A 12,344-nucleotide genomic window follows, 5' to 3' on the forward strand; every position below is an offset into this window, starting at 1 on the left:
TATTATAATACTAATTTTAAAAGTGAAGATGAATTACGTGAAGCAATAAAGGATTACATATTTTTCTACAATAACAGCAGGTATCAAGAACGCTTCAATAATCTTACTCCTACTGAAGTGAGACAGGCTGCAATGGTTTCAATACCCCCTGCGCAATATCCTATACCTGAAAATAAACGTATTTTAGCATACAAGGCTATGCTATTAGAAAAAAGAGAAAAATCGAATAGAAAATGCGACCCTAATTAAGATCGCATTTTCTCAAAAATTTTATTTATTTTGCCTGTCTACTTGACAGGGGTCTGTTCATTTTAAAAAGCTACAGCTTTTATTTAAATATCTTTTACTGAAGACATATCATATCCCTTATTTTCTAAGGCATTAACAATTCTTTTTATTATTGAATTATCATCGTAATTATAATCAGGAATACCTTCATTTTCAATTAACTTTATATGTTTAAAATCTAATCTTGGATGGAAGAACATACTCCCCATATTATTAATATTAGCATTTTTAATCTTATTAATAAAATTATCCTCTCCATTTTCATGAACATAATCTAAAAAGGTGGAAATATATCTACAATCACTATTACGTGGACTTATTTGAGGCTTTGAATAATCTATGTTAGATGGTCCATTTTCTTTAAAGGGATAATATAATATTTTAAAGTACTTTTCTGCAACTATATTTTGATTAGGAGTTATTTCATAGTGAGGTGTTTCAAAAAAGTCTATAGGAATATCTAAGTCTTCACAAATTTTAAGAGCTTTATTAATTCTATCCTCAAATTCAGTATCAGAAGGATATCTATAGCCAAATTCAGAGCCAACCCCAGATTCATCATTGTTTCTTTGATGAGTGTATCCATGAAGGCCTATTACACCTTTATGACAGGCTAAATAATCAAGGGTATATACAAGTTCTGCAGTTTTAAAATTATTTTGAATAGAAGGATCAATATCTATATCGCTATTAGGGCAAATATATCTAGGAATCCAAGCTATATGATAAGGCACATTTCTCTTTGAAAGAAAGGAACCCATTATTCTTAGTTTTTCTAAATAAGATTTATCATAGCTTTGAGTAGTTAATGCTACATCTTCAATTCTTAAGAATCCCTTTTGATTTATAGAGGGATTATATTCTTTAGTATTATCCATATTAGTATCATTAACTTTGCAGCTTATAGTGTTGGTTTCTGAATCCCATCTTGAATAAATATTTAATATGTTAGATAAATCAATAAAGGATATATAATAAAATTTATCAGTATTTATAAGAGATTTTTTTAAATTAAATTCTTTATTATCAGAATTTATTAAATTATTATTTATGTTTATCCTAATAGTTTTATCTAAAACTTTTAAAATTAGCGTATCATCTTTAGCAGTAAGAGTGCCATTAAGATTTTTAATTACATCATTTAAACATAAATAATACCTATTTTTATCTAAGTAAATAGGAGTTTTTAAAGATAAATTTTTACCATCTATCTTAATAGTTATATTATCTTTTTCCATATCTAAGTCTTTTAATTTTTCGTAATCAACATTTTGAGAAATATCTGCACTATACTGAGTACAAGAGCAAAATACAGAGAATATAAAAAGTGCTAGTAATAATAAAATTTTTTTCATAAATTCCTCCTTTAAAATTTTAAGCATTATACCATTTAATTAAAGTATAATATAAAAATAAAAAAATAAATAACATATTTATTAAATTAATATATATAATATATAAAATGCTAAAAAATAATTAAGAGGGGATAAAAATTAGCAAGAATATTCTTGATAAAATAAGGAATCGATGTGGCAAGGGATTTAATAAAGGAGTAAGAGGATGGTTAAACTGGCCTATATTTATTGTTATTAGTCCTTTTAAATTTTCAGCTTTACTTGGAATACTAATTACTATGCTTTTATGTGGTGTAGGACTATATGGGCTTATAGTAATAATACTTCTTACGCTTCTATTTATATTTTTACCATAAAAAAACATTGTAAAAATTAAATTACTGTGATAATATATTAAATGCGAGTGAGACAGGCAATCGCTGCTAGTCTTTGAACTAGGAGAGGAAAGTCGGGGCTCCATAGGGCAGGATGCTGGATAACGTCCAGTCAAGGTGACTTGAAGGAAAGTGCAACAGAAATATACCGCCTGCTTTTGCAGGTAAGGATGGAAAGGCGAGGTAAGAGCTCACCAGCGTGATGGCGACTTCACGGCTATGTAAACCCCATCTGGAGCAAGACCGAATAGAGAGGCATTTAAGGGGTTGCCCGCTCCGCCTCTGGGTGTGTCGCTTGAACCTGTTGGTAACAGCAGGTCTAGATAGATGATTGCTTAATACAGGACCCCGCTTATGGCTTATCTCGTATATGTGGAAACCACTAGGTAATACCTAGTGGTTTTCTTTTATACAAAATGATACAATATATGTATAAATTTCTGGGTGGTGGTAAAATGGTAGCCATAATTGATAGATACATAAATATGGTGCGTACAAGTAAATTAAAAACTATGTTATTTAGTCTGTGTTTTGCTCTAGTATGTTTAGTTTCTACCTATTTGAGAAGAGATAAATCAAATGGATTAAGCGACTTAGACAACTTCATAGTATCAATAATGTCATCTGTTGCACTTGGTATTGTATGGTTTATTTCTTCATTAGTTATGGTAAAGATATCAGATAATATTGAGGAAAGAAAATCTAAAGCTAATGAAGCCTTAAGAGAAGCTAAGAGAGAAAAAGCAATAGTAAAATCTAAAAAGGTGAATAATAAGAAAAAGAAGAAAAACAGAAGAGAAAATTAGTAAAAAGGAGTATAAAGTTAAATATATAACTTTATACTCCAAAAGTTTTTTATTCAAAAATTATTGTAACCCATTCAGCACTTTGATGTTTTTCAATCATTTTGAATCCATAGCTTTCTATCATTTCACGAACCTTTTCAAAGCTCCATTCAACAATACCAGAAACTAAAAGCTTTCCATCTTCTTTTATATGCTCTTTAATAAAGTCCATAAACATATGAGTTTCTTCACCACCAATGTTTATGTATATCCAGTCAAATTTACCTTCTATATTAACTTCACCTGTAAGAGCATCTCCAACTAAAGGTTTTATATTAGTTAAATTATTAAGAGCTGCATTAAATTCAACTTCGTCCTTAATATCTCTTATATCAAGGGCAACAACTTCACTAGCATTTTTCATAGCAGTTGCAAGAGATAGTATACCAGAACCAGTGCCAATATCTAAAACTCTTTTTCCTGTAAAGTCTTTATCTAAAATAACTCTTAAAAGATCTTGAGTTGTTTCATGAAGACCTGTTCCAAAAGCACCTTGTGATATAAAGTTAATCTTCTTTTTGTCTTCAAATTCTTCAGTAGGAGAGGCAATAACCCATTCATCATTAATATGTATTGCTGGCATTGAGAAATCTTCATATGTATCTGCTTCTTCATGAACATCAAAAGGTTTTTGCCCTAATATTTCATTTACTCTAGTCATGAAAATTTCTAAATCTTCTAGATCCTCATCTTGGCTTTGGAAAGCAACCTTTAAAGTTACTTCTTGAGTATCAACTTCTTCGTATCCATAACCATTTTCATCTGTTGTAATCTTTAAAAGACTTTCATAGAAAACATCATAGATATCATTTATTTGAAGTTTTTCAACATATTCATCCACCTTATCAAATGGCACATTATAGCTAATTATAAACATAAAAGTTTACTCCTTTCAAAATAGACTAATAACATATTATTATAACTTTTAAACTATGTAAAGCTATGGTGGTTTATTTACAAAAATATACTTGTGAGTTATGATTAAATTAGTATACAGGAAAGGATGAGGTATTTTGAAGAAAATAGTTATTTTAGACGGAAAAACATTAGGGAATGTTGATTATAAAAAACTAGAGGAATTTGGACAAATAGATTATTATGATACAACAAAAGCCGAAGATGTAGAGGAAAGAATTAAAGATGCTTCAATAATTCTTACAAATAAAGTTGTATTAAATGAAGATAATTTAAAAGATGCTGAAAAACTTGAATTAATATGTGAAACAGCTACAGGTTTCAATAATATAGACATAGAGTATGCTAAAAAGAGAAATATAGCAGTTACAAATGTAGCAGGATATTCAACACCAACAGTGGCTCAACATACCTTTGCAACAGCACTTCATTTATATAATAAGATTTCTTATTATGATAATTATGTAAAGAGCGGAGAATATTCTAAGAGTGATATATTTACAAACTTAGATATGCCTTTTAATGATTTAGAAGGTAAGACATGGGGCGTTATAGGCCTTGGAAATATAGGAAAGAAAGTAGCAAAAATTGCAGATGCTTTTGGATGTAAAGTTGTTTATTATTCTACATCAGGAAGAAATAATAACCCTGATTATGAAAGAGTAGACCTTGAAACTCTTTTAAAAGATTGTGATGTTATTTCAATTCATGCTCCTTTAAATGAAGCAACTAAAGGGTTATTTAACTACGAAAATCTTTGTAAGATGAAAAAATCAGCTATTCTTATTAATATGGGAAGAGGACCTATTGTAGTTGATAAAGACTTAGCAAAGGCTATAGATGAAGAAAAGATAGCAGGAGCAGCTTTAGATGTATTTGAGGTTGAACCTATGAAAGCAGATAATCCATTATTAGTTGTAGAAAAGAAGGAAAGATTAGTTCTTACACCTCATATAGCATGGGCAAGTGTTGAAGCTAGAAATAGATTATTTAATGATTTAATTGAAAATATAAGAGCCTTTTATAGAGGAGAAGAAAAAAATAGAGTTGATAAATAGATACTAAAAGAGAGGATTCAAGTTTGATTGTGAATCCTCTCCTCTTTTATATAGGGTTAAAAGACTTAGAAAACTTAGTCAAAAGTATAATATTTTTCTTCGTTAAATTCTTTTTCACTTTTACTTACAATTAAAGTACAAACACAGTCCCCCATAACATTAATTGTAGTTCTACACATATCTAGAATTCTATCTACACCTAATATGAGTGCAATACCCTCAAGTGGAAGTCCTACTGATTGTAATACCATAGAAAGCATAACCATACCAACACCAGGAACTCCAGCAGTACCAATAGAAGCTAAAGTAGCAGTGAATATAATAGTTAAAATTCCACTTACACCAATATCTATTCCATATACTTGAGAAATGAATATTGAGGCAACACCTTGCATAATTGCTGTACCATCCATATTAATAGTAGCTCCAAGAGGTAAAGTAAATGATCCTATAGAATTACTTACTCCAGCTTCAGTCATTGTTTCAGTAGTAACTGGAAGAGAAGCGCTACTAGATGAAGTTGAGAAAGTTACAGCAGCTATTTTTGTAAATCTTTTAAAAAATGGTTTTAGCTTAAGTCTTGTAAATAATTTTAATAATAGACTATATACAAGTGAACCTTGAACAGCAAGAGCTAGTAGAATTGTAAACATATATTTAAGTAATGGAAGCATTGCATCAAAGCCTGTTTTTGCAAAAGTTGAAGCAATAAGAGCGAAAACTCCATAAGGTGCACATTCCATAATTAAATCAATAATTTTCATACATACATCATTAGTGCTTTGCATGAATTTTTGGAAAGGTTCAGCTTTTTCGCCAATTAAACTCATGGCAGTTCCAAGTAAAAGAGCAAATACTATAATTTGAAGCATATCACCTTCAACCATAGCTTTAAAAGGATTAGTAGGAATCATAGCTATTAGAATTTCAACAAAACTTTTATTTTCGTTAATTGTAGGTGCTTGAGTTACTACGCTAGACATATCAAGTCCGTTACCTGGACGTATAACTAAAGCAAGTAAAATAGAAATGGTTATAGCAGCAGCTGTTGTGAATAGATAAAATATAATAGTTTTTCCACCAATACGGCCAATCTTTTTAATATCTCCTAAAGAAGATGAACCACAAGCAAGTGAAGTTAGTACTAAAGGTACTACAAGCATTTTTATAGCATTTAGAAAGGAATCTCCAATAATTTTAAAAATTCCATCTAATAATAGAGTGTTCTTAATAAATTCATTAGATATATTTTGAAGGATAAGCCCCATTATTGCACCTAGAAAAAGGCCCAATAATATTTTTGATGTTAATGATAGTTTCTTTTTCATATTTTATGTCCCCCTGTGTAGTTTTTGTCACAATATGTGTATAGTATATATAATTTAAAACAAAAATGCAAGTGAGTAATTTAAAAAATTCATTTTTTAAATAAAAAGACATCATAAAACAACAATTTTCAAATTATATTGCAAGAAAAAAGCATTTGACATTCAAAAGTTTAAAGAAAATGTAATTGTTTTCTAAATGGAATTTTATTTAAATGTATCATTTATCTAAAGGATAGAAATTAACAATAAAAAATGAGAAAATAATAATGATTTGCATCATAATATTGACAAAAAAACAATAATATAGTATTATTACTAATAAGTTAATAATGATAAAAGCAAGGAATGAGAGTAGTAAAAAGCAGAGTCCTTAAAGAGAGTAAAGCGTTTGGTGAAAGTTTGCAGGAAAATCACTTTTGAACTCGCTCATGAGTTATAAGGCTGAAAAAATAGTAAGCTTTATCGGTTTTGAAACCGTTATTTTAATTAAGTAAATTAATTGGATGGTACCGCGTAATTGCTCCAAGACTGGGGTTATTGCGCTTTTTTTTAACTAAAATTAAATTGGAAATAAAGTGAGGTGAAGAAATAATGGGGTTACAGCAGTAGATAAAAAGATAATACTTATAGTTAAGCTCTATGGGGTTATAGAAAACTTATGATTAATAATTTAATTAATAAGAAGTAGAGAGCATAAGTAACTATAAAAAATCTTAAGGGGGCATTTAAAATGTTAAATTATAAAAAATATAAAAGATTTCAAACAGTAAGTTTAAAGGATAGAACATGGCCAAATAATACTATAACAAAGGCACCAGCATGGTGTTCAGTAGATTTAAGAGATGGTAATCAAGCACTAGTAAATCCAATGACAGTTGAAGAAAAGAAGGAAATGTTTAATCTTTTACTAGAACTTGGTTTTAAAGAAATAGAGATAGGGTTTCCATCAGCATCACAAATAGAATTTGATTTTTTAAGAACTTTAGTTACAGAAAATTTAATTCCTGATGATGTTAAAGTACAAGTATTAACTCAGGCAAGACCACACTTAATAAAGAGAACATTTGAAGCTTTAGAAGGTGTTAAAAATGCAGTACTTCACATTTACAACTCAACATCAATTCTTCAAAGAGATGTTGTATTTAACATGGAAAAGGATGAAATTAAAAAAATAGCTGTAGAAGGTACAAAATTAGTAAAGGAATATGCTAAAGACTTTAAGGGAAATTTAGTTTTAGAATATTCACCAGAAAGTTTTACAGGTACAGAAGTTGATTATGCTTTAGAAGTTTGTGAGGCAGTAATGGATACATGGGGAGCTTCAAAGGATGAAAAAGTAATTATTAACCTTCCATCAACTGTAGAAATGGATACTCCAAATGTTTATGCAGACCAAATTGAATGGATGTGTAGAAACTTTAAAGATAGAGAAAGAGTAATTGTAAGTGTCCACCCTCATAATGATAGAGGAACAGGAGTAGCAGCTACAGAACTTGCCCTTTTAGCTGGTGCAGATAGAGTAGAAGGAACACTTCTTGGTAATGGTGAGAGAACTGGTAATGTTGATGTATTAAATGTTGCATTAAACATGTTTGTACAAGGTGTAGACCCAGAGCTTAATTTAGAAGATGTTGAAAAAATTAAAGATGTTTATGAAAGATGCTGTAAGATGCCTGTTGATGCAAGACACCCTTATGTTGGAGATTTAGTATTCACAGCCTTCTCAGGATCACATCAAGATGCAATTAACAAGGGTATGACTAAATACAATGAAAGACATGGTTCATATTGGGAAGTTCCTTATCTTCCAATAGATCCAAGAGATTTAGGACGTGAATATGAAGCTTTAGTAAGAATAAATAGTCAGTCTGGTAAAGGTGGAATTGCCTTTGTTATGGATAAATATTTTGGATATAAGATGCCAAAGGCAATGCATAAAGAATTTGCAGATGTAATTCAAAAGATATCTGAAAAGACAGGAGAGGTTTCTCCAAAAACTATTATGGATAAGTTTGAAGAAGAATATTTAACTAAGGAAGAACCATTTAAGTTAATTAAGTTTAGAATTAAAGATTTGGAAGATGATGAGGCAGATACAAAGGTTTCTATTAAATTTACACATAACGATGAAGAAAAGGTTATTGAAGGCTGCGGAAATGGTCCTATAGATTCATTAAGAAAGGCAATAAATGAATCAAAGATGGTTAATATTCATATTTTAGATTATTCAGAACATTCATTAGGAGAAGGTTCTGAAGCAAAAGCTGCTTCATATGTTCAGATTCAAAGAGATGATAATAAAGAAGTTACCTTTGGAGTAGGGGTAGATAGTAATATTATATTAGCTTCCATCAAAGCAATTTTTAGTGGATTAAATAGACTTTATTAATAATTAAAATAAGGGATTATTGTATTAAAAAGTAGTACGATAATCCTTTTTAGTTGATTTGTGCTATGATAGTATTCTTTAATATATAAATGTTGGTGAAGACAAAATGGATAAAGCTGAATAAGTTTTGTGTATCAATAGCATTAGGATTAGAATTTTTATGCCAGGTAAATAATAACAACATTTATTTGTGAAAGGCTTAATTATGTAAAAAAATATTATTTTTGAAAGCTGATAAATAGAGGCTTTACAAAGTTTTTTGAAAAATAAAATAGTCCTAACTTGAAAAAAGTTAGGACTTATAATAGATAATATTAATATTTAAATTGAGTGTTAGTATATGAATTAACTAGTGCATTATGAACTTCTGGGAAGTACCAGTTTAAATTATTTCTATCAAATAATCCAAAGTTTTCAGCACCTACGCCATTAGCACCATTATCCCACCATACACATGCAATATGTCTTTCTTTAGCATATTTTACATAATATTTAGCAAGAGCAGCTCTATCATGAGTGTTGTTTTTGTTAGTAGATCCCATTTCTCCCATAACTAAAGGAATTCCCTTAGCTACAAATGAATCATAGTAGTATTGTAATTCATTTTCTAAGTTTTGCTTATCTTCTTCTGTTCCCCATTTATCAACTTGCCATTCATCATAACAGTTCATTGCAAAGTGATAAGGTGAATATGAATGAAGTTCAGCTATAATATTTTTTGTATCAGGCAATTTTAAACTGTCAATTGCATTACTTGAACCTGAAGCACCATAAGTTTGAATCATTATAGATCTTTCATCATTGTTTCCACCTGATTCTCTAATAGTTTTAACTGCAGCATCAATATAATGATTTACTACATCACGACCTTCATCACTTCCACCGATCCATTCATAAGAAGTACCTTTTTCTCTTAATTCATTAAATGGTTCTAAAATTAAATGATCATCATAATCTTTAAATCTATCAGCAATTTGAGCCCATACTTTTTGAACCTTATCAGTTACTTCAGCTTCTTTTTCATAAGAAGGAACTATCCAGTCACTATCATGATGAGTGTTTAAAATAACATACATTCCACTGCTTATAGCATAGTCTACTACTTCTTGAACTCTATCCATCCATGCATTTTCTATATTATATTCAGGTGCTGCTCCAATATGATATTGCCAAGTTACAGGAATTCTAATAGTCTTAAAGCCACCTTCTTTTACTTTTTGAATCATATCTTTAGTTGTCACAGGATTTCCCCAAGCTTGTTCTGATTCTAATGGGTTTCCGCTTGTTATCCAGCTAGCTGAAGCGTCTAAAGTGTTTCCAAGGTTCCATCCAAGTCCCATATTATCAACTATTTCAGTTGAAGATTTCATTGGTATATTTGCAGCAGAAGCATTAACACTTGAAGCAGTAATTAAAGTTCCAAGAGCTGCAGCTGATAATATAGCTGATATAATTGGTTTTACTTTAAGTAATTTTCTTTTTATCATAAAAATTCTCTCCTTACCATAAGATTGATTTACATAAATGTTATAATATGTTTTTTTATAATGATATTCTTTTATTCTTTATTTAAAGTGGTGTAAATAAAAATATCTTATAATGTCAACTTTTATTCTTAAAATAATATAATAAATAAGATATATTTCCTAAAATATTTAAAAATAATAGAAATTAAGAATTATTAAGTATAATTTAATTGTTATTGGTTACAATTAAATAATGAGTTGCAAGTATGCTAATTTATATATATAATAGGAGATATAATCGAATAGTGTCTGGTTGAAGACAATGGGAGAGAAACATTAAATTGTTCACCGAAGAAGTAAATCTTTCAGGTAAATGAACCGTTGTTGGACAGACCTCTGGAGAGACTTTGATAAGCAAAGCACCGAAGGAGCAAGACAGTGATTTTTTAATAAAATTGCCGTTCAAACTCTCAGGTAAAAGGACAGGGGGATATAATAATTTTTGAATTATTCATTTAATTCAAAGGTTATTTTTGGTTTATCTCCCAGTCAATAACAAATATTGAGGGGGATTTTTTTTATGGATTTACAAAGTGTTTTACAGAAAATTAGTGATTTTATATGGGGACCACCCTTACTTATATTGTTAGTAGGTACAGGGGTGTACTTAAGTATAAGATTAAAATTATTACAAATTACAAGATTACCATTAGCATTAAAATATGTTTTTGGAAAAAGCGAAGATGTAGATGATGGAGATGGAGACGTAACTAGTTTTGCAGCATTATGTACAGCTCTTTCAGCAACAATAGGTACAGGAAACATAGTAGGTGTTGCTACAGCAGTAAAAGCTGGAGGACCAGGAGCACTTTTATGGATGTGGATAGCAGCATTTTTTGGTATGGCTACTAAGTATGCAGAATGTCTTTTGGCAGTAAAGTATAGAGAAGTAGATGAAAATGGACAGTTTGCAGGTGGTCCCATGTACTACATAGAAAAGGGACTTGGGTTTAAATGGCTTGCAAAGATATTTGCATTTTTAGGAGTTGGAGTTGCATTTTTAGGAATAGGAACTTTTAGTCAAGTTAAATCAATTGCAGATGCAGCAAAGATTTCTTTTAACATACCTCTTTCTGTTACAGCAGTAGTGATAACATTACTTGTATCTTTAGTTACATTAGGTGGTATTAAAAGAATTTCTAAAGTTGCAGAAACCATAGTTCCATTTATGGCTGGAGCTTATATATTAGCAGCTGTAGTACTTATATTATTTAATATAAAAGCAGTTCCGGGAGCTGTAGCGTTAATTATAAGAAGTGCATTTAATCCATCAGCAGCCTTTGGTGGAGCTTTAGGAATAACAATTCAAATGGCAATTCAAAAGGGTGTTGGAAGAGGAGTATTTTCAAATGAAGCAGGTCTTGGAAGTGCACCTATTGCAGCTGCTGCAGCAAAAACAAGTAGTCCAGCTAAACAAGGACTTATATCAATGACTGGAACATTCTTTGATACAATATTAATTTGTACAATGACAGGTATTGCAATTGTATTAACTGGTTCAATAAATACTGGAATGGAAGGAGCAGCTCTTACAACAGCAGCTTTTGAAGCTGGACTTCCAATTGAAGTGGTAGGAAAGTATATCATAAATATAGGTCTTATATTCTTTGCTTTTACAACAATTCTTGGATGGAATTATTATGGAGAAAAATGTATTGAATACTTAGGTGGAGTAAAAGCTATTATGCCATATAGAATAATATTTATTGCATTAGTAGCTATTGGACCATTTTTATCACTTGATTTAGTATTTATTATTGCAGATATAGTAAATGGACTTATGGCTCTTCCTAACCTTGTTGGTCTTATTGGACTTAGAAATGTTGTTGTAGAAGAAACAGAAAGCTATTTTGGAGAATTAGAAGCTCTTCAGGAAAGAGAAGCATAAAACTTATCTATAAATAATTAAAGGACGCATAAGCTTATGTGTCCTTTTTAAGTTCTTAAGAGAAAGTATAAAATTTTTAGGTGACTCTAAATCTAATAAGTAACTTTAAACTTTTTTTCATCAGGAACTAAGTCTATTTTTTTTACTGAATAATCATCAATTCTACTAAATCCATTACCCTTCATTAAAACTGAAATCAGATTGTCAATATCCTCTTCAGAGCCTTGAGCCTCTAATTCAACGTCTCCATTAGAAACATTTTTTACATAACCTGTAATATTGAACTTTGATGCATTCATTTGAGCAAAGTATCTAAAACCTACACCTTGAACTCTGCCTGAAAATATGAAAAAAAATCGTGCCATACTTTACCTCCTT

General features: G+C 30.0%; 10 protein-coding genes, 1 other RNA gene, 1 riboswitch and 1 other annotated feature. Of the genes, 6 read left to right on the top strand and 5 right to left on the bottom strand.

The features are described 5' to 3' along the window. A partial coding sequence (locus tag BM384_RS01630; RefSeq protein WP_139232025.1) for an IS3 family transposase occupies nt 1-249 on the top strand: 249 nt, incomplete at its 5' end. Between the two features lie 83 nt (nt 250-332). On the opposite strand, the gene BM384_RS01635 is transcribed toward BM384_RS01630, so the two are convergent. Further along, nucleotides 333-1,643, bottom strand: a complete 1,311-nt coding sequence (locus BM384_RS01635; RefSeq protein ID WP_090010130.1) for a DUF2334 domain-containing protein — start codon at nt 1,641-1,643, stop codon at nt 333-335. A 400-nt stretch (nt 1,644-2,043) separates the two neighbouring features. On the opposite strand from BM384_RS01635, the gene rnpB reads away from it, so the two are divergent. Next, nucleotides 2,044-2,388: RNase P RNA component class A (rnpB, locus tag BM384_RS01640), an RNA gene on the top strand. 84 nt (nt 2,389-2,472) lie between these two features. Then, complete coding sequence (locus BM384_RS01645; RefSeq protein ID WP_090010133.1) at nt 2,473-2,823, top strand: hypothetical protein; 351 nt, start codon at nt 2,473-2,475, stop codon at nt 2,821-2,823. A gap of 49 nt (nt 2,824-2,872) precedes the next feature. Here the strand turns inward: BM384_RS01645 and BM384_RS01650 are convergent, their stop codons facing one another. Next, a complete protein-coding gene (locus BM384_RS01650) occupies nt 2,873-3,739 on the bottom strand; it encodes a 50S ribosomal protein L11 methyltransferase (protein WP_090010136.1) in 867 nt (288 codons plus the stop codon). 136 nt (nt 3,740-3,875) lie between these two features. On the opposite strand from BM384_RS01650, the gene BM384_RS01655 reads away from it, so the two are divergent. Continuing rightward, entirely contained in the window at nt 3,876-4,835 is a 960-nt protein-coding gene (locus BM384_RS01655) for a D-2-hydroxyacid dehydrogenase (RefSeq protein WP_090010139.1), read from the top strand. Between the two features lie 74 nt (nt 4,836-4,909). Here the strand turns inward: BM384_RS01655 and BM384_RS01660 are convergent, their stop codons facing one another. Continuing rightward, nucleotides 4,910-6,163 (bottom strand): dicarboxylate/amino acid:cation symporter, encoded by a 1,254-nt coding sequence (locus BM384_RS01660; RefSeq protein ID WP_090010141.1) that lies wholly within the window; start codon nt 6,161-6,163, stop codon nt 4,910-4,912. Between the two features lie 332 nt (nt 6,164-6,495). Next, nucleotides 6,496-6,691 (top strand) — a binding site (T-box leader). A gap of 202 nt (nt 6,692-6,893) precedes the next feature. On the opposite strand from BM384_RS01660, the gene leuA reads away from it, so the two are divergent. Then, entirely contained in the window at nt 6,894-8,552 is a 1,659-nt protein-coding gene (gene leuA / locus BM384_RS01665) for a 2-isopropylmalate synthase (protein WP_090010144.1), read from the top strand. Between the two features lie 314 nt (nt 8,553-8,866). On the opposite strand, the gene BM384_RS01670 is transcribed toward leuA, so the two are convergent. Then, the gene (locus BM384_RS01670) at nt 8,867-10,039 is read right to left on the bottom strand and encodes a glycoside hydrolase family 5 protein (RefSeq protein ID WP_090010147.1); all 1,173 of its coding nucleotides are present in this window, start codon (nt 10,037-10,039) and stop codon (nt 8,867-8,869) included. A gap of 365 nt (nt 10,040-10,404) precedes the next feature. Beyond that, a riboswitch (glycine riboswitch) is annotated at nt 10,405-10,514 on the top strand. Between the two features lie 84 nt (nt 10,515-10,598). On the opposite strand from BM384_RS01670, the gene BM384_RS01675 reads away from it, so the two are divergent. Next, on the top strand, nt 10,599-11,966 hold the full coding sequence (locus BM384_RS01675; protein ID WP_090010150.1) for an alanine/glycine:cation symporter family protein: 1,368 nt from the start codon (nt 10,599-10,601) through the stop codon (nt 11,964-11,966). 92 nt (nt 11,967-12,058) lie between these two features. Here the strand turns inward: BM384_RS01675 and BM384_RS01680 are convergent, their stop codons facing one another. After that, nucleotides 12,059-12,331 carry an acylphosphatase gene (locus tag BM384_RS01680; protein ID WP_090010153.1) on the bottom strand — a complete coding sequence of 91 codons (273 nt, stop codon included), beginning with the start codon at nt 12,329-12,331 and terminating at the stop codon, nt 12,059-12,061. Nucleotides 12,332-12,344 lie beyond the last annotated feature (13 nt).

Origin of the sequence: Clostridium sp. DSM 8431, from assembly GCF_900116755.1 — a bacterium.
Taxonomy (GTDB): Bacteria; Bacillota; Clostridia; order Clostridiales; family Clostridiaceae; genus Clostridium.

Bases quoted from the DNA above. Each gene is read 5' to 3' on its own strand.
- BM384_RS01635 (WP_090010130.1), bottom strand. From the start codon at position 1,643: ATGAAAAAAATTTTATTATTACTAGCACTTTTTATATTCTCTGTATTT.
- BM384_RS01645 (WP_090010133.1), top strand. From the start codon at position 2,473: ATGGTAGCCATAATTGATAGATACATAAATATGGTGCGTACAAGTAAA.
- BM384_RS01650 (WP_090010136.1), bottom strand. From the start codon at position 3,739: ATGTTTATAATTAGCTATAATGTGCCATTTGATAAGGTGGATGAATAT.
- BM384_RS01660 (WP_090010141.1), bottom strand. From the start codon at position 6,163: ATGAAAAAGAAACTATCATTAACATCAAAAATATTATTGGGCCTTTTT.
- leuA (WP_090010144.1), top strand. From the start codon at position 6,894: ATGTTAAATTATAAAAAATATAAAAGATTTCAAACAGTAAGTTTAAAG.
- BM384_RS01670 (WP_090010147.1), bottom strand. From the start codon at position 10,039: ATGATAAAAAGAAAATTACTTAAAGTAAAACCAATTATATCAGCTATA.
- BM384_RS01675 (WP_090010150.1), top strand. From the start codon at position 10,599: ATGGATTTACAAAGTGTTTTACAGAAAATTAGTGATTTTATATGGGGA.
- BM384_RS01680 (WP_090010153.1), bottom strand. From the start codon at position 12,331: ATGGCACGATTTTTTTTCATATTTTCAGGCAGAGTTCAAGGTGTAGGT.